Origin of the sequence: Pantoea sp. JK, assembly GCF_026130245.1 — a bacterium.
Taxonomy (GTDB): domain Bacteria; phylum Pseudomonadota; class Gammaproteobacteria; order Enterobacterales; family Enterobacteriaceae; genus Pantoea; species Pantoea trifolii.
In genome coordinates, this window is the sequence record NZ_JAINFN010000004.1 from 221,182 (window position 1) to 239,910 (window position 18,729).

Annotated in this window: 15 protein-coding genes; 8 read left to right on the forward strand and 7 right to left on the reverse strand. The window is 52.8% G+C overall.

All coding sequences use genetic code 11. The features are described 5' to 3' along the window. Positions 1-171: 171 nt before the first annotated feature. The 5 genes from lon to bolA all read right to left on the reverse strand — a co-directional run bounded on the left by lon (position 172) and on the right by bolA (position 6,996). A complete protein-coding gene (lon, locus tag PanJK_RS11480) occupies positions 172-2,526 on the reverse strand; it encodes an endopeptidase La (RefSeq protein ID WP_265299749.1) in 2,355 nt (784 codons plus the stop codon). Between the two features lie 188 nt (positions 2,527-2,714). Then, the gene (gene clpX / locus PanJK_RS11485; RefSeq protein ID WP_265299752.1) at positions 2,715-3,986 is read right to left on the reverse strand and encodes an ATP-dependent protease ATP-binding subunit ClpX; all 1,272 of its coding nucleotides are present in this window, start codon (positions 3,984-3,986) and stop codon (positions 2,715-2,717) included. A 129-nt stretch (positions 3,987-4,115) separates the two neighbouring features. Then, a complete protein-coding gene (gene clpP, locus PanJK_RS11490) occupies positions 4,116-4,739 on the reverse strand; it encodes an ATP-dependent Clp endopeptidase proteolytic subunit ClpP (protein WP_008103933.1) in 624 nt (207 codons plus the stop codon). A 335-nt stretch (positions 4,740-5,074) separates the two neighbouring features. Next, the gene (gene tig, locus PanJK_RS11495) at positions 5,075-6,379 is read right to left on the reverse strand and encodes a trigger factor (RefSeq protein ID WP_265299757.1); all 1,305 of its coding nucleotides are present in this window, start codon (positions 6,377-6,379) and stop codon (positions 5,075-5,077) included. A 302-nt stretch (positions 6,380-6,681) separates the two neighbouring features. Beyond that, positions 6,682-6,996, reverse strand: a complete 315-nt coding sequence (gene bolA, locus PanJK_RS11500) for a transcriptional regulator BolA (RefSeq protein WP_008103937.1) — start codon at positions 6,994-6,996, stop codon at positions 6,682-6,684. Positions 6,997-7,263: 267 nt separating this feature from the next. On the opposite strand from bolA, the gene PanJK_RS11505 reads away from it, so the two are divergent. The 8 genes from PanJK_RS11505 (at position 7,264) to PanJK_RS11540 (ending at position 16,070) form a co-directional block, all read left to right on the forward strand. Next, complete coding sequence (locus tag PanJK_RS11505; RefSeq protein ID WP_007886975.1) at positions 7,264-7,842, forward strand: lipoprotein; 579 nt, start codon at positions 7,264-7,266, stop codon at positions 7,840-7,842. Positions 7,843-7,896: 54 nt separating this feature from the next. Further along, on the forward strand, positions 7,897-9,384 hold the full coding sequence (gene ampG / locus PanJK_RS11510) for a muropeptide MFS transporter AmpG (RefSeq protein WP_265299761.1): 1,488 nt from the start codon (positions 7,897-7,899) through the stop codon (positions 9,382-9,384). Between the two features lie 435 nt (positions 9,385-9,819). Further along, entirely contained in the window at positions 9,820-10,746 is a 927-nt protein-coding gene (cyoA, locus tag PanJK_RS11515) for a cytochrome o ubiquinol oxidase subunit II (protein ID WP_101762426.1), read from the forward strand. Between the two features lie 4 nt (positions 10,747-10,750). After that, a complete protein-coding gene (cyoB, locus tag PanJK_RS11520; RefSeq protein ID WP_256695797.1) occupies positions 10,751-12,733 on the forward strand; it encodes a cytochrome o ubiquinol oxidase subunit I in 1,983 nt (660 codons plus the stop codon). Beyond that, entirely contained in the window at positions 12,733-13,347 is a 615-nt protein-coding gene (locus PanJK_RS11525) for a cytochrome o ubiquinol oxidase subunit III (protein ID WP_007886985.1), read from the forward strand. The genes cyoB and PanJK_RS11525 overlap by 1 nt, the downstream gene beginning before the upstream one ends. Beyond that, complete coding sequence (locus tag PanJK_RS11530; RefSeq protein WP_007886986.1) at positions 13,347-13,676, forward strand: cytochrome o ubiquinol oxidase subunit IV; 330 nt, start codon at positions 13,347-13,349, stop codon at positions 13,674-13,676. Before PanJK_RS11525 ends, PanJK_RS11530 begins: the two co-directional genes overlap by 1 nt. Before the next feature lie 11 nt (positions 13,677-13,687). Continuing rightward, positions 13,688-14,575, forward strand: a complete 888-nt coding sequence (gene cyoE / locus PanJK_RS11535) for a heme o synthase (RefSeq protein WP_008103945.1) — start codon at positions 13,688-13,690, stop codon at positions 14,573-14,575. Positions 14,576-14,705: 130 nt separating this feature from the next. Continuing rightward, the gene (locus PanJK_RS11540) at positions 14,706-16,070 is read left to right on the forward strand and encodes an MFS transporter (RefSeq protein WP_265299767.1); all 1,365 of its coding nucleotides are present in this window, start codon (positions 14,706-14,708) and stop codon (positions 16,068-16,070) included. Between the two features lie 33 nt (positions 16,071-16,103). Here the strand turns inward: PanJK_RS11540 and adhP are convergent, their stop codons facing one another. Together adhP and PanJK_RS11550 are read right to left on the reverse strand one after the other, a co-directional pair. Continuing rightward, positions 16,104-17,144, reverse strand: a complete 1,041-nt coding sequence (adhP, locus tag PanJK_RS11545; protein WP_414858943.1) for an alcohol dehydrogenase AdhP — start codon at positions 17,142-17,144, stop codon at positions 16,104-16,106. A 30-nt stretch (positions 17,145-17,174) separates the two neighbouring features. After that, positions 17,175-18,695, reverse strand: coding sequence for an aldehyde dehydrogenase family protein (locus PanJK_RS11550; protein WP_265299769.1), 1,521 nt, complete (start codon positions 18,693-18,695; stop codon positions 17,175-17,177). Positions 18,696-18,729 lie beyond the last annotated feature (34 nt).

The window sequence follows — 18,729 nt, forward strand, 5'->3', positions numbered from 1 at the left end:
TCCCGCCCGGTGCGAACGCGCAGCCAGTTATATCAAGCCTGTGGAGCTGAAACAACGGTATTCATCTCAATCGTTGATCCAGCAGCCCACTAAGTTAGCGGCACAAAAAAAAGCTGGCAAGCACCATTTTGCCTGCCAGCTTCGCTTTTTAGCGGTTTATGTCGCTAATCACTATTTTGCGGTCGCAACCTGCATGCCGTAAGGCGCATTTTCCAGTGCCAGGTTCAGCACTTCTTCAATACGCTTCACCGGATGAATCTCGAGATCGGCAATCACGTTCTGTGGAATATCTTCCAAATCGCGCTTGTTTTCGTCCGGGATCAGCACGGTTTTGATGCCGCCACGGTGTGCCGCGAGCAACTTCTCTTTCAGGCCACCAATCGGCAGAACCAAGCCACGCAGGGTGATTTCACCGGTCATCGCCACATCAGAACGCACCGGGTTACCGGTTAAGCATGACACCAGCGCGGTGCACATGGCGATACCTGCGCTCGGACCATCTTTCGGCGTCGCACCTTCGGGTACGTGCACGTGGATGTCACGTTTCTCGTAGAAATCACCGTTGATGCCCAGTTTCTCTGCACGCGCGCGCACCACAGTCAGCGCCGCCTGAATCGATTCCTGCATCACTTCGCCCAGCGAACCGGTATACGTCAGCTTACCTTTACCTGGCACGCAGGCGGTTTCGATGGTCAGCAGATCGCCGCCCACTTCCGTCCACGCCAGACCGGTCACCTGACCCACACGGCTTTCGCTCTCTGCGCGACCATAATCAAAGCGCTGCACGCCAAGGAAATCCTTGAGGTTGTCGCCATTAATTACGATGTGCTTTTTCGACTTATCCATTAGCAGCGCTTTCACTGCTTTACGGCACAGCTTGGAAAGTTCGCGTTCCAGACTACGCACGCCCGCTTCACGGGTGTAGTAGCGGATGATACCAACAATCGCGCTGTCGTCGACGGTGATCTCTTTCTCTTTCAGCGCATTACGTTCAATCTGCTTCGGCAGCAAATGTTGCTTCGCGATGTTTAGCTTTTCATCTTCGGTGTAACCGGAAAGACGAATCACTTCCATACGGTCGAGCAACGGCGCCGGGATGTTCATGGAGTTTGAAGTCGCCACGAACATCACGTCAGAGAGATCGTAATCCACTTCCAGGTAGTGATCGTTAAACGCAATGTTCTGCTCAGGATCCAGCACCTCAAGCAGCGCTGAAGCCGGATCGCCACGCATGTCAGAAGACATTTTGTCGATCTCATCCAGCAGGAACAGCGGGTTTTTAACGCCCACTTTTGCCATTTTCTGGATCAGCTTGCCTGGCATAGAACCGATGTAGGTACGACGGTGTCCGCGGATTTCCGCTTCATCACGCACGCCACCCAGCGCCATACGCACGTATTTACGTCCGGTAGCTTTAGCAATCGACTGTCCCAGCGAGGTTTTACCCACGCCTGGCGGTCCAACAAGGCACAGAATTGGGCCTTTAATTTTGCTGACGCGACTCTGCACCGCAAGATACTCAAGGATGCGGTCTTTGACGCGTTCCAGACCGTAATGGTCGATATCCAACGTTTCCTGCGCTTTACGCAGGTCTTTTTTCACCTTGCTGCGCGCCACCCACGGAACCTGAACCATCCAGTCGATGTAGCCACGCACCACGGTCGCTTCTGCAGACATCGGCGACATCATCTTCAGCTTCTGCAGCTCAGCTTCGGCTTTTTCACGCGCTTCGGTCGGCATTTTGGCCGCTTCAATCTTACGTTTCAGCGCCTCGTACTCATCCGGCGCATCATCCATTTCGCCCAGCTCTTTCTGAATGGCTTTCATTTGCTCATTCAGATAGTACTCACGCTGGCTTTTCTCCATCTGCTTTTTAACGCGGTTGCGAATACGCTTCTCAACCTGCAGCAGATCGATTTCTGATTCCATCATCGCCATCAGATATTCCAGACGTTCATTGACGTCGGACATCTCCAGCACGGACTGTTTATCAGCCAGTTTCAGCGGCATATGCGCTGCGACGGTATCGGCCAAACGGGCCGCATCGTCGATGCTGTTGAGGGAGGTTAAGACCTCAGGTGGGATTTTTTTATTGAGCTTGATGTAGCCTTCAAACTGGTTGATGGCCGTGCGTACCAGCACTTCCTGCTCGCGCTCTTCAATTTCTGGCGAGACAAGGTATTCGGCCTGGGCAACGAAATGGTCGCCATTATCAGCCAGCGTGCTGATGTGCGCGCGTTGTAAACCTTCAACCAGCACTTTTACCGTGCCATCTGGAAGTTTCAGCATCTGCAATACAGAAGCGACGGTCCCTACTGAGAAGAGATCGTTAATGCCAGGTTCATCCGTTGAAGCCTCTTTCTGTGCAACCAGCATGATCTTTTTATCATGATCCATCGCGGCTTCGAGGCACCGAATCGATTTTTCCCGGCCAACAAACAACGGAATTACCATGTGCGGATAAACCACCACGTCGCGCAACGGCAACACGGGGATTTCAATGCGTTCAGAACGCTCAGGATTCATAGAGCTCTCTCTTAGTTTAATGTCCGCCAGGTGGTGGGTACCGCGCAATAGAGGTTTTGCAGTTAAACCCACAGGATATTGAGTATATGGGGATGCTTGTACGACATTCAATGTCACTGGCGAGAGAAAAACAAAAGGGGAAAGATTTTTCCCCTTTTTTAAGATAACAACGTGGTGCAATTGTTTATTTATTCACCAGAAGCCTGGGCTTCATGCTTTCCATAAATCAACATCGGCTCGGATTGAACTTCAATGACTGATTCATCAATCACCACTTTTTCAACGTCATCCATCGAAGGCAGGTCGTACATAGTTTCAAGTAACGCACCTTCAACGATAGAACGCAGACCACGCGCACCGGTTTTACGTGACATCGCTTTTTTAGCGATTGCCGTTAAGGCTTCGTCGCGGAATTCCAGTTCTACGCCTTCCAGATTGAACAGCGCCTGATACTGTTTGGTCAGCGCATTCTTCGGCTCACGCAGGATCTGAATCAGCGCTTCTTCACTCAGTTCGCTCAGCGTCGCCACAACCGGCAGACGACCAATGAACTCAGGAATCAAGCCAAACTTGATCAAATCTTCTGGCTCAACCTGCGACAGCAATTCGCCTTCACTCGCCTTCTGGGATTTGCCCTTCACGGTTGCGCCGAAGCCGATGCCGGATCCGGTTTCAACACGCTGGGAAATCACCTTATCGAGACCGGCGAATGCGCCACCACAGATAAACAGAATCTTGGAGGTATCAACCTGCAAGAACTCCTGCTGTGGATGTTTGCGTCCGCCCTGCGGCGGTACGGCAGCTACGGTACCTTCAATCAATTTCAACAGCGCTTGCTGTACGCCTTCGCCCGATACGTCACGTGTGATCGACGGGTTGTCAGACTTACGAGAAATCTTGTCGATTTCATCGATGTAGACAATGCCGCGCTGCGCTTTCTGCACATCGTAATCACACTTCTGCAGCAGCTTCTGGATGATGTTTTCAACGTCCTCACCCACGTAACCTGCTTCGGTCAGCGTGGTGGCATCCGCCATGGTGAAAGGCACATCCAGCAAGCGCGCCAGCGTTTCTGCCAACAGTGTTTTACCGCTACCGGTTGGACCGATCAGCAAAATGTTACTTTTGCCCAGTTCAATGCCGTTGCTGGTATCGCCATTACGCAAGCGTTTGTAGTGGTTATATACCGCTACTGCCAACACTTTCTTCGCCCTTTCCTGACCAATAACATAATCATCAAGGTGATGGCGGATTTCATGCGGCGTCGGCAGTGAGCTACGCTCGCGATGCGGCGCAACTTCCTTAATCTCTTCACGAATAATGTCGTTGCAAAGATCAACGCACTCATCGCAAATGTACACTGACGGCCCGGCAATTAGCTTACGGACTTCATGCTGGCTTTTGCCGCAGAAAGAGCAGTACAGCAACTTACCTGAACCGTCTTTGCGCTTATCTGTCATCAGCTAACCTCTTTTCTTTCTCAGACCAAATTTGTTGTACGGCGCTGGCCGTACATCAACGGCCGATATGCATTCAACCCATCTGCCTGCTCCCCGTTAACTATAGCGTAAGGGGCAAGCAGATGTGTCTTATTGGCGATGCGTCAGGATTGAGTCGACCAAGCCATACTCAACCGCTTCGCTCGCAGAGAGGAAACGATCGCGCTCGGTGTCGCGTTCAATCTCTTCCAGCGATTTGCCGGTGTGCTCAGCCATCAACTCATTCATGCGCTGCTTCACTTTCAGAATTTCACGCGCATGGATTTCGATATCCGTCGCCTGGCCCTGATAGCCGCCCAACGGCTGATGAATCATCACACGTGAATTAGGCAAGCAGAAGCGTTTGCCTTTGGTGCCTGCGGTCAGCAGGAACGCACCCATTGAACAAGCCTGACCCATACAGATGGTGCTGACATCGGGCTTAATAAACTTCATTGTGTCATAAATCGACATCCCAGCAGTAATCACGCCGCCTGGCGAGTTAATGTAGAGGTAAATGTCTTTTTCAGGATTCTCAGCTTCCAGAAACAGCATCTGCGCCACGATCAGGTTAGCCATATGATCTTCAACCTGACCGGTCAGGAAGATCACACGCTCTTTGAGCAGGCGAGAGTAGATGTCGTAAGAACGCTCGCCGCGCGAGGTTTGTTCGACCACCATTGGCACCAGCGCCATGTGCGGTGCAGTAAATTCACGATCGCCACTGTATGACATTACCGTCTCCTGATAAATTTCATTGGCAACATTCTGTACCGATTTTACGTAAGCCGAGGCGCAAACGCTACGTGCCACGGCCTCAAACCGAAATAACAACCCGGTTAATCAGTCAGTCTCACTGTTTTCATGCATTCTCCCTGTATCTGGGGATGCTGCCCAGTTGTTTCAAGCATAACAACCTTTTGCCCATTCGCTAACACGGAAAAAGAGCTTAGCGGATAATTTGCCGATTAATTAAGCAAATAGAGGACAAATCCGTGTACTTAGCGCCAGAAACGAAAAAGCCCGCGACTTTTCAGTCACGGGCTTAGCACTAACGGTTAACGAATGAATCAGGCCGCAGAGGTCTGGTTCATCAGTTCCTGGAAGTTAGTGGCTTTATCGGTCACTTTCGCTTTCGCCAGTACCGCTTCAACCGCTTGCTCTTCCAGAGCCACGTTGCGCATGTTGTTCATCAGCTCGCTGTTCTTGCTGTAGAACTCGATCACTTCCTGCGGATCTTCGTACGCAGAAGCCATCTCTTCGATCAGCGTCTTAACGCGATCTTCATCAGCCTGCAGTTCGTTGATGCGAATCACTTCGCCCAACAGCAGACCAACCACTACGCGACGTTTAGCCTGCTCTTCGAACAGTTCACGTGGCAGTTCCAGCGCTTGCTTCTCGTTACCACCAAAACGCTGTGCAGCCTGACGACGCAGAACGTCGATTTCGCTGTCGATCAGTGCAACCGGAACGTCGATGTCGTTGGCGTTAACCAGACCGTCGATTGCCTGCGTCTTCACGCGGTTACGGATAGCACCTTTCAGCTCGCGTTCCATGTTCTTACGCACTTCTGCACGCAGACCGGCAACTGAACCATCTTCCACGCCAAAGCGCTTGATGAACTCTTCCGTCAGCTCTGGCAGTTCGCGGGTTTCAACTTTCTTCAGCACGATGTCGAACTTCGCATCTTTACCTTTCAGGTTTTCTGCGTGGTAATCGTCTGGGAATTTCACGTCGATAGTGAAGGTTTCGCCGGCTTTATGGCCAACAACGCCCTCTTCGAAGCCTGGGATCATACGACCCTGGCCCATTGCCAGCACGAAGTCAGAGGCTTTGCCGCCTTCAAACTCTTCGCCGTCAACAGAACCGCTGAAGTCGATGGTCGCGCGATCTTCAGCAGTCGCTGCTGCATCGCTCTCTTTCCAGGTCGCCTGCTGCTTCTGCAGGGTTTCCAGCATGGTATCAACGTCAGCGTCAGTCACTTCGACTACTGGCTTCTCGACTTCGATTGCGTCCAGGCCTTTCAGCTCAACTTCTGGATACACTTCGAACTCAACCGCGTAGGTGAAGTCTTCGCCTTCTTTATATTCGCCCGGCACATAGTTTGGTGCGCCAGCCGGATTGATTTTCTCTTTAATGATGGCGTCAACGAAGTTGCGCGTCATCAGCTCGCCCAGCACGTCCTGGCGAACAGAAGCACCGTAGCGCTGAGAAATGATGTGTGCCGGCACTTTGCCTTTACGGAAACCGTCGATACGGACTTTCTTAGCCACTTCCACCAGTTCTTTCTTCACTGCGCTTTCGATGCTGTCAGCTGCAACAGTAATCGACATGCGACGGCCCAGACCCTGAGTGGTTTCTACTGAAACTGTCATCTTGTTACCTCAAAAAATCACGTGCTCGGTCAACTTCAGACACCACACATAAAATGCGCCGTATCCAACAACCGGGACGGCCTCTGCAGGCAGAACCTAATCCCTGTCACCAGAAGCGTCCCGAAGACATTCCGGAAAAATAGACGCAGCATTATAGCGGCATCGCTGGAATGAGTCGAGGCTGCAAACTCACCACTTTTTAGCGGTTTTGCTGCTTTTTTGCGCCGTAGATCGCGTTTGAGTGTAATAAATGAAATGAAAACGGCCCGCAGGCCGTTTTTGGAGATGTGAAAGAAGGGAATTCAAGCAAGCGTGCCAGCACCGCGACAATTCGGTGAAGCCAAAACCGTATCCTGCAATCCATCCCACTCTTTTTGTGTGTAAGTATGCAGTGCCAGCGCGTGTACGCTGCCCGCCAATTCGGTTGCCAGTTCGCCATAAATAGCGCGATGACGTTGCAGAAAGCGCTGACCGGTAAATCGATCGCTGACAATCACCACTTTAAAGTGACTTTCAGAACCGGCGGGCACGTTATGACGGTAGCTTTCATCATGCACTTCAAGATGTGCAGGCTCGAAAGCGTTACGCAACTTTTCTTCTATTTGTTCGCGAATCATGATTAACACTCCTTTCCGGCGAGCGCTGTGCCCATCTGTTTAAATATTAGTAGGTTTTTCACCGCTTCCGCAGCTTGGCCGTAAATAAATCCGTCAGCGCTGCGCATAGTAACTCGCTTATCTCTCAGGTCAACTGGCTGGCGTTTCATCCTGTCCGAAAAAAGCCTTTACAATCAATTTCCATTGGCCCGGGGCTTTTTTCACCGCTGCGCAATGCTATGATGGCCGCAGTTTTGCAAACCAACCCATATGCTAACGAGAATGAGTATGTTGAAAAAACTGTTATTCCCTCTGCTGGCTGCTTTTATTTTGGCCGGCTGTGCCAGCAACAACACCACATTGGATATTCAACCGAAGATTCAATTACCGCAGCAAGATCCCAGCCTGATGGGCGTCACCATCAGCGTTAACGGTGCCGATCAACGTTCCGATCAGGCGCTGGCAAAAGTGAACCGTGATGGTCAGTTGATCACGCTGACACCCTCCCGCGATCTGCGCTTCCTGCTGCAGGAAGTGTTAGAGAAGCAGATGACGTCGCGCGGCTACATGATTGGCCCAAGCGGTGCCGTTGATCTGCAGATCGTGGTGAATGGTCTGTACGCTGATGTGACACAAGGCAACGTGCGCTACAGCATCACCACCAAGGCGGATATCTCCATCATCGCCACCGCGAAAAACGGTAACAAGCAGGTGAAAAACTATCGCCAGACTTACAGCGTAGAAGGCGCGTTTACCGCCACCAACGCGAAGATCACCAACGCGGTTAACTCAACGCTGAGTGACGTGATTGCTGATATGGCGCAGGACACCAGCGTTCACAACTTCATCAAGCAGAACGCCCGCTAATTTCCGCAGTCATTTGCCCGGCGACGCCTCGCCGGGCTTCATTTCAGGTTGGCTATGACATCTCACTATCTGCGTATTTTTACCCAACGTAATGCGGCGGTATTGCTGCTGCTGGGTTTTGCCTCAGGCTTACCGCTGGCGTTAACTGCCGGGACGTTACAGGCGTGGATGACGGTAGAGAATGTTGACCTGAAAACCATCGGTTTCTTCTCCCTTGTCGGCCAGGCTTACGTGTTTAAGTTCCTGTGGTCGCCGATGATGGATCGCTATACGCCACCGTTTCTCGGTCGCCGTCGCGGCTGGCTGCTGGTCACGCAGCTGGCGCTGATTGGCGGCATTATCGCCATGGGCTTTATGCAGCCTTCGCGCGACTTAACGCTGCTGGCCGCGCTCGCAGTGTTGGTTGCCTTCTGTTCGGCTTCGCAGGATATCGTGTTTGATGCCTGGAAAACCGATGTGCTGCCGCCGGAAGAGCGCGGCAGCGGCGCGGCGATCACCGTGCTGGGTTATCGTCTGGCGATGTTGATTTCGGGTGGGCTGGCGCTGTGGTTAGCGGATCGCTATCTCGGCTGGCAAGCCACTTACTGGCTGATGGCGCTGCTGATGGTGCCGGGCCTTATCGCCACCTTGCTGGCGAAAGAGCCGGAGATGCCGGCGCGCGAACCGCATTCGCTTCGCCAGGCCGTGACATTCCCGCTAAAAGACTTTTTCCAGCGTAACAACGCCTGGTTGCTGATCACGCTGATTATCCTTTATAAGCTTGGCGATGCATTTGCCGCCTCGCTCACCACCACGTTCCTGATTCGCGGCGTCGGTTTTAGCGCTGGCGATGTCGGCTTGGTGAATAAAACGCTTGGCCTGCTGGCCACCATCATCGGCGCGCTGTACGGCGGCGTACTGATGCAGCGCTTGAGTTTGTTCCGCGCCCTGATGATATTCGGCGTACTGCAAGCGGTGTCGAACTTTGCTTACTGGTTGCTGGCGGTGACGCCACCGCACTTGTGGAGCATGGCGAGCGCGGTATTTATTGAAAATCTGTGCGGCGGCATGGGCACTGCGGCTTTTGTCGCGTTGTTGATGACGCTGTGCAACAAATCCTTCTCAGCTACGCAGTTCGCACTGCTTTCTGCCCTCTCCGCCGTGGGCCGTGTTTACGTCGGTCCCGCTGCCGGTTGGCTGGTTGAACTGTGGGGCTGGCCGACCTTCTATGCCTTCACCGTGTTTGCTGGCGTACCGGGATTGCTGCTGTTGTGGCTGTGTCGCGGTACCTTGCACAGCATGCAGCAAAGCGGGGAGTTTGTGATGCGCAGCTTGTGGCCGCAAGGTTACCGCTGGACGGTGCGTCTGTTCAGCATCGGCTGCGGCTTGCTGGCACTGTGGCTGCTGGCATTAGCACTCAACGCCAGCGGAGTTGTGCAGATCAATGCGCTGCTCACGCCGATGTTTGAAGCCGGAATGGCATTCGCGCTGTTGGCTGTCGCACTTGGGGTTATTTTGGATAGTTTGGCATTAAAAAAAGCGGCGCAGGAAAATCTGGGTTAAGTAAGCCAATTTTCGTGACGAAATAATCGGCTAAGAAATATCAGTCGCCGATTTTACCAATAGCATTTTTTTTAAAGCGAATTGGAAACATTAAATTAACAACTGCGGGCGAATATTTAAATCCGGTGCGCAATTACTTTGTATAAAAGACATCGCTAAAATGATGCAGAAATGTTAAATAAATGAGTATTAAGAGTACGGTTTATACTTTCCCTGATTTTTCTGCGGTTTCTACCATTGGTTTTTGTTATATTGATGCCAACTGCTTGTCGCAGTTAATAATTTGTCACCCTGCGTAACATCTGTGACACCCTTTGCAAAAGGTGTCAACAGCCTTCTGACACATCCTTAAGCTGGTTTACACTGCATAAACCTTCCCGTAAAATGCGCGCACACTTAAACGACAATAGAGCCCTTTGTCATTGAGGTCGTTAAATGAGACTCAGTAAATACAATAAAAGTTTGGGGATTTTGTCATTAATTGCAGGCGCTGTATTACTCAGTGGCTGCGATAGTGCGTTGTTAAATCCCAAAGGACAGATTGCACTGGAGCAACGTTCGTTGATTCTGACAGCTTTCGGCTTGATGATGATCGTCGTTATCCCGGCAGTCTTCATGGCAGTATTCTTTGCCTGGAAATATCGGGCAACCAATACTAACGCAACTTATAGCCCTAACTGGTCACACTCGAACAAAGTGGAAGCCGTGGTCTGGACCATTCCGATCCTGATCATTATCTTCCTCGGCGTTTTGACCTGGAAATCAACCCACGCGCTGGAGCCGAGCAAACCGCTGGTTTCTGACGTTAAACCGGTTGAGATCGACGTAGTGGCACTGGACTGGAAATGGCTGTTCATTTACCCGGAACAGGGTATTGCAACCGTTAACCAGATTGCCTTCCCGGCAAACACTCCGGTGAACTTCAAGATCACCTCCAACTCCGTGATGAACTCCTTCTTTATTCCTACTCTCGGCAGCCAGATCTACGCGATGGCCGGTATGCAGACCAAACTGCATCTGATCGCCAACGAGCCAGGAACATTTGACGGTATCTCTGCGAACTTCAGTGGTCGTGGTTTCTCTGGCATGAAGTTCAAAGCCATTGCAACTAAAGACGATGCGGAATTCCAGCAGTGGGTTGCCAAAGTTAAAGCGGCACCTAACGCGCTGAACACCATGGATGATTTCGAGAAACTGGCCACGCCAAGCGAAAATCACCCGGTGGAATATTTCTCAACGGCAAATCCAGAACTGTTCAAGCAAGTGATTGATAAGTTCATGATGAGCCACGGGAAGATGGACATGCCAGAACATAAAGGCATGGACATGAGTCACGCCGCTTCCGCGGGAGCCGAGGAATAATACGATGTTCGGAAAATTAACACTGGATGCAGTGCCATACCACGAACCCATTATCGTGGTTACGGTCGCCGCTATCATCTTAGGTGGTCTGGCGCTGGTTGCTGCGATTACCTACTTTGGTAAGTGGCAGTACCTGTGGTCAGAATGGTTCACCTCCATTGACCACAAAAAACTGGGTATCATGTACATCATCATGGCTTTCGTCATGTTGCTGCGCGGCTTTGCCGATGCGGTAATGATGCGTACCCAACAAGTGATGGCTTCCGCTGGGGAAGCCGGCATACTCCCGCCACACCACTACGACCAGATCTTCACCGCTCACGGCGTGATCATGATCTTCTTCGTGGCGATGCCATTCGTGGTAGGTCTGATGAACATCGCGGTACCGCTGCAAATCGGTGCACGTGACGTTGCCTTCCCGTTCCTGAACAACCTGAGCTTCTGGTTTACCGCGATCGGTGTGATCCTGGTGAACATCTCTCTGGGTGTGGGCGAGTTTGCACAGACCGGCTGGTTGGCTTATCCGCCGCTTTCGGGTGCGGAGTACAGTCCTGGCGTCGGGGTCGATTACTGGATCTGGAGTCTCCAGCTGTCCGGTATCGGTACGACACTGACCGGTATCAACTTCTTCGTTACCATTCTGAAGATGCGTGCACCGGGCATGGACCTGTTCAAAATGCCGGTGTTCACCTGGGCATCACTGTGTACTAACGTCCTGATCATCGCTGCGTTCCCGGTACTGACCGTTACGCTGGCACTGTTGACGCTTGACCGTTACCTTGGCTTCCATTTCTTCACCAATGAAATGGGCGGTAACATGATGATGTACGTCAACCTGATTTGGGTCTGGGGTCACCCGGAAGTGTACATCCTGGTTCTGCCGGTGTTTGGTGTCTTCGCTGAAGTCACGGCAACCTTCTCTAAGAAGCGTCTGTTCGGTTACACCTCTCTGGTGTGGGCGACCATCGCGATTACCGTCTTGTCGTTCATCGTTTGGCTGCACCACTTCTTCACCATGGGTGCGGGCGCGAACGTAAACGCCTTCTTCGGTATCATGACGATGATCATCGCTATCCCGACCGGCGTGAAAATCTTCAACTGGCTGTTCACCATGTATCAGGGGCGCGTTGAGTTCCACTCAGCTATGCTGTGGACCATCGGCTTCCTGGTTACCTTCTCGATTGGTGGTATGACAGGTGTTCTGCTGGCGGTTCCGGGTGCGGACTTCATTCTGCACAACAGCCTGTTCCTGATCGCGCACTTCCATAACGTGATTATCGGCGGTGTGGTGTTCGGTTGTATGGCTGGCGTGACCTACTGGTTCCCGAAAGCATTCGGCTTCACGCTGAATGAAAAATGGGGCATCCGCGCGTTCTGGTTCTGGATCATCGGCTTCTTCGTGGCATTCATGCCGCTGTATGCGCTGGGCTTCATGGGTATGACGCGTCGTATCAGCCAGGACATCGATCCTCAGTTCCACTCACTGCTGGTTGTTGCAGCAGGCGGTGCGGCGCTGATCGCTTGCGGTATCCTGTGCCAGATTACCCAGTTCTACGTTTCTGTGCGTGATCGCGACCAGAACCGTGACCTGACCGGTGACCCGTGGGGTGGACGTACGCTGGAGTGGGCAACCTCTTCACCGCCGCCGTTCTACAACTTTGCTGTTATCCCTCATATCCACGAGCGCGATGCGTTCTGGGAAATGAAAGAGAAAGGCGAAGCGTACAAGCAGCCAGAAAAATATGAAGAAATTCATATGCCGAAAAACAGCGGCGCAGCTGTTGTTATCGCGGCCCTGATGACTGTCTTCGGTTTCGCCATGATCTGGCATATCTGGTGGCTGGCTGGCCTCACCTTCGTGGGTACTATCGTCACCTGGATTGTGAAGAGCTTCGATGAAGACGTGGATTACTACGTGCCGGTTGCTGAAGTCGAGCAGATCGAGAAGAAGCACTTTGACGAAATCAGCAAAGCAGGTCTGAAATAATGTCAACTGAAACTGCAAAACACCACCACGACGCCCATGCGGAGCATGGGCATCACGATGCAGGAGCCAATAAAGTCTTTGGCTTCTGGATCTACCTGATGAGTGACTGCATTATCTTCGCAACCCTGTTTGCGACCTATGCAGTAATGGTCAATAACACTGCCGGTGGCCCGGCAGGTAAAGACATCTTCGAACTGCCGTTCGTTCTGGTCGAAACCGCGCTGCTGCTGCTCAGCTCCATTACTTATGGAATGGCAGTGATTGCGATGAACAACCAGAACAAAGGTTCGGTCATCAGCTGGTTAGCGTTGACCTTCCTGTTCGGTGCTGGCTTTATCGGCATGGAAATCTATGAATTCCATCACCTGATCAAAGAAGGCTTCGGTCCCGATCGCAGCGGCTTCCTGTCAGCGTTCTTCACGCTGGTCGGCACGCACGGTCTGCACGTGACCTCTGGCCTGATCTGGATGGCAGTGATGATGTTCCAGATTTCTAAACGTGGTCTGACTGCAACCAACCGCACCCGTATCATGTGCCTCAGCTTGTTCTGGCACTTCCTGGATGTGGTTTGGATCTGCGTATTCACCGTTGTCTACCTGATGGGAGCCATGTAATGAGTCATTCTGTTAACGAACATGGCGCTTCGCACGGTAGCGTGAAGTCTTACATGATCGGCTTCGTCCTCTCTATCATCCTGACCGGTATTCCGTTCTGGATGGTGATGGATGGCGGCGCTTCACACGGCACTATTCTGGGTGTGGTTCTGGTGTGTGCGGTAGTTCAGGTGCTGGTTCACCTGGTCTACTTCCTGCACTTAGACAGCAAATCAGAAGGTGGCTGGAACATGGTGGCCATCGTCTTCTCAGCACTCATTATCTTGATTGTTGTTGTAGGCTCACTGTGGATTATGTGGAACCTCAACTACAACATGATGGCCCACTAAAGAGTCGCGTAATGATTAAGCAATACCTGCAAGTAACAAAACCAGGAATTATTTTCGGCAATTTAATTTCTGTGATCGGTGGATTCCTGCTGGCTTCGAAAGGCAGCATTGATTACACCCTGTTTCTCGCCTCGCTGGTGGGCGTATCGCTGGTTGTCGCATCAGGTTGTGTTTTTAACAACGTGATTGACCGCGATATCGACATCAAAATGGAGAGAACGCGGAACCGTGTTCTGGTCAAAGGCCTGATCTCGGCGAAAGTAAGCCTGGTTTATGCAACCGCATTGGGTATTGCTGGCTTTGCGTTGCTGTATTTCGGCGCTAACCCGCTGGCCATGTGGCTGGCGGTGATGGGCTTCGTGGTTTACGTAGGCGTTTACAGCCTCTATATGAAGCGTAACTCTGTCTACGGCACGCTGATTGGTAGTCTCTCTGGCGCTGCGCCGCCGGTGATTGGCTACTGCGCAGTGACCAACCAGTTTGATGCTGGCGCGTTGATTTTACTGGCTATCTTTAGCCTGTGGCAGATGCCGCACTCCTATGCGATTGCCATCTTCCGCTTTAAAGATTACCAGGCTGCCAACATTCCGGTTCTGCCGGTGGTGAAAGGCATCTCAGTGGCAAAAAATCATATTACGCTGTATATCCTGGCGTTCATGATTGCCACGCTGATGCTTACCCTTGGCGGTTACGCGGGCTACAAATATCTGGTGGTGGCTGCAGCCGTTAGCGTGTGGTGGCTCGGCATGGCACTTTCAGGTTACAAAACCTCAAACGACAAAGTTTGGGCACGTAAACTGTTTGTGTTCTCGATTGTCGCTATCACCGCCCTGAGCGTGATGATGTCGGTTGATTTCATGACGCCAGCGTCGAAGGATTTGCTGACTTACGTCTGGTAATTCAGCTCCGCAAAACCAGAAAGGGCGCGAATTTCGCGCCCTTTCTTTTTGTTACCACTGCTTAAGAACAAATGTTTTACCCGCCCTGCCCTGCTGCCTAGAATGGGCGCAGTATAATTTTGAGGTAAACATGAACGACAATAAAATGACGCCAGTAGAGCTTCGCGCTACATGGGGTTTAGGTACCGTTTTTTCCCTGCGCATGCTGGGAATGTTTATGGTCTTGCCGGTACTCACCACGTACGGCATGGCGTTACAGGGCGCCAGTGAAACACTGATTGGTCTCGCAATCGGTATCTATGGTTTGGCACAAGCCATCTTCCAGATTCCATTTGGTCTGCTCTCCGATCGCGTCGGCCGTAAGCCGCTGATCGTCGGCGGACTGCTGCTGTTCGTTTTCGGCAGCATTATCGCCGCCACCTCCGACACCATTTGGGGCGTGATTTTAGGCCGCGCATTACAAGGTTCCGGCGCGATTGCCGCCGCGGTAATGGCGTTGCTGTCGGACTTAACCCGTGAACAGAACCGCACCAAAGCGATGGCGTTCATCGGCATCAGCTTTGGCGTCACCTTTGCCATTGCCATGGTAGTTGGCCCGATTGTCACCCACGCGCTCGGCTTGCACGCGCTATTCTGGATGATCGCCATCCTCGCGACGCTGGGCATCGTCATCACCTTATTAGTGGTGCCGAACGCACCAAACCACGTATTGAACCGCGAATCCGGCATGGTGAAAGGCAGTATCCGCGCGGTGTTAACCAATCCAAAACTGTTAAAACTGAATATCGGCATTCTCTGCCTGCACATTCTGCTGATGTCGAGCTTCGTGGCGCTGCCGGGACAGTTTGAACAAGCCGGTTTACCGGCGGCCGAGCACTGGAAAGTCTATCTGGTGACGATGCTGGTGGCCTTTGTTGCCGTGGTGCCTTTCATTATCTATGCCGAAGTGAAGCGCCGCATGAAGCGCGTATTTGTCGGCTGCGTGGCGATCATCATCATTGCAGAAATCGTATTGTGGGGCGCGGCAGGCCACTTCTGGACGCTGGTGATTGGCGTGCAGCTGTTCTTCCTCGCCTTCAACCTGATGGAAGCGATTCTGCCATCACTGATCAGCAAAGAGTCGCCGCCGGGCTACAAAGGCACAGCGATGGGCATCTACTCCACCAGCCAGTTTATTGGTGTGGCGATTGGCGGCAGCATGGGCGGATGGATCTATGGTCATGTTGATGCCCAAACCGTGTTCCTGGTCGGTGCGATTGTCGCTGCTGCATGGCTGTTTGTGGCGATGTCGATGCAGGAACCGCCTTACGTCAGCAGCCTGCGCATTATGCTCAGCGATGCGGTGCTGGCGGTGCCGAATCTGGAGAAGCGTTTGAAAGCGCAGCCCGGCGTGGCGTCGGTGTTTATCGTGCCAGAAGAGAAAAGTGCTTACATCAAAATCGACAGTAAAGTGACGAGCCGCGTCGAACTCGAAGCGCTGCTCGCCAGCTGCTAAATGACCAGCCCGACCATCGCGTCGGGCTTTTTGTTAAAGCGACATATCCACCACGATGCGCCCTTCAATCTTGCCAGCGTGCATCCGCGCGAAGATATCGTTGATGTTAGTCAGTGGTTCTACCGCTACGGTGGCTTTCACCTTGTGACGACCGGCGAAATCCAGCGCTTCCTGCAGATCTTTGCGCGTCCCGACGATGGAACCGCGCACCGTAATGCCGTCCAACACCATATCGAAAATCGACAGATCGAATTTGCCCGGCGGCAAACCGTTCAGCACCATGGTGCCGCCACGACGCAGCGTACCAATCGCCTGTTCGAACGCTTTTGGTGAAACCGCCGTGACCAGCACGCCGTGCGCACCGCCAAAACTCTCCTGGAACACCTTGGCCGGATCGACATTTTTCGCATTCGCCACCACGCTGGCACCGAGACGTTTAGCGAATGCCAGTTTCTCATCATCAATATCCACCGCCGCCACGTTCAGACCCATGGCAACCGCGTACTGCACCGCCATATGCCCTAAACCGCCAATACCGGAAATCACCACCCAATCGCCGGGTTTGGTGTCGGTCATTTTCAGCCCTTTATACACGGTGACGCCGGCACAGAGGATTGGCGCGATTTCGTTGTAATCGACGTTATCCGGAATGATGCCGACATAGTTGGCATCGGCGAGGCAGTATTCTGCGAAGCTGCCATTCACTGAGTAACCGGCATTTTGCTGCGACAGACACAGCGTTTCCCAGCTATCGAGACAGTGTTCGCAGTGACCGCACGCCGAATAGAGCCATGGCACACCGACGCGATCGCCCATTTTCAGGTGCTTAACGCCCTCGCCCAATGCAACCACCTGGCCAACACCTTCGTGGCCCGGAATAAATGGCGGATTAGGTTTAATCGGCCAGTCGCCTTCGGCGGCGTGGAGATCGGTATGGCATACGCCGGTCGCCGCGATTTTCACCAAAATCTGCCCCGGCCCGACCTGCGGCACCGGCACCTGCTCAATCACTAACGGTTCACCAAAAGTCTTCACAACGGCGGCTTTCATGGTGGTTTTGATTTGCATATTCATCTTTCACTCTCCATTTGATCGGATGCGGACTCAGAACAGGCCCAAAGGCGCGGTGCCATAGCTAACCAGCAGATTTTTGGTTTGTTGATAGGCGCTGAGCGCCATCTTGTGCGTCTCACGGCCCACACCCGATTGCTTGTAGCCGCCGAATGCCGCGTGAGCGGGATAGATGTGATAGCAGTTGGTCCAAACGCGACCGGCTTTAATGCCGCGTCCCATGCGATAAGCCAGATTGGTGTCGCGCGTCCACACGCCCGCGCCAAGGCCAAACTGGGTTTCATTGGCGATGGCGAGGGCTTCTGCTTCGTCCTTAAAGGTTGTAACACCAATTACCGGCCCAAAAATCTCCTCCTGGAAACAGCGCATCTGGTTAGTTCCTTTGATTAAGGTCGGCTGAATGTAGAATCCGTCATTCAGTTCAGCGGCCATGCTGGCGCGATCGCCACCGGTGAGAATCTGCCCGCCTTCGTCGCGAGCGATGTTGATATACGACAGGATTTTATCGAATTGCTGGCGTGAAGCCTGCGCGCCAATCATGGTGTCGCTATCTAGCGGATCGCCACGACGGATATTCGCCACCTTTGCCATCACGCGATCCATAAAGGGTTGATAGATCGATTCGTGAATCAACGCGCGTGACGGACAGGTACAGACTTCGCCCTGATTGAAGAAACCGAGCACTAACCCTTCCACCGCTTTCTCAATAAACTCATCCTCGCCGTCCATTACATCGGCAAAGTAGATATTCGGCGACTTGCCGCCCAGCTCGACGGTGCAGGGAATGATGTTTTCGGCGGCACAGGCCATGATGTGACGACCCACCGGCGTTGAACCGGTAAAGGCGATTTTAGCGATGCGTTTGCTGGTCGCCAGCGCTTCACCCGCTTCACGACCAAAGCCCTGCACCACATTCAACACGCCAGCCGGGAACAGATCGCCAATCACCTCCATCAGCAGCGTAATGCCCAGCGGCGTCTGTTCCGCCGGTTTCAGCACCACACAGTTCCCCGCCGCCAGCGCCGGCGCCAGTTTCCACGCCGCCATTAACAGCGGGAAGTTCCACGGAATGATCTGCCCAACCACGCCGAGCGGCTCATGGAAGTGATACGCCACGGTGGTTTCATCGATCTCCGCAGTGCTGCCCTCTTGCGCCCGCAGGCAACCGGCGAAGTAACGGAAGTGATCCACCGCCAGGGGCAGATCGGCATTCAGGGTTTCGCGGATTGGTTTCCCGTTATCCCAGCTCTCCGCTACCGCCAGTTTTTCGAGATTGGCCTCAATACGGTCCGCCACCTGCAGCAGGATGTTGGCACGATGCTGCACGCTGGTTTTTCCCCAGGCATCGGCCGCCTGATGCGCCGCGTCCAGCGCTAAATCGATATCACGCGCATCCGAACGCGGAAACTGCGCGATATCACTGCCATTCACTGGCGAGGTGTTGGTGAAGTATTGGCCGCTGAGCGGCTCGACGAATTTGCCCGCAATGTAGTTGCCGTAAGTCGCCTGAAATGAAACCAAAGCGCCGGGCGTGCCGGGATGTGCATAACGCATCGCAAACTCCTTTATGTAGGGTCAGATAATCTGA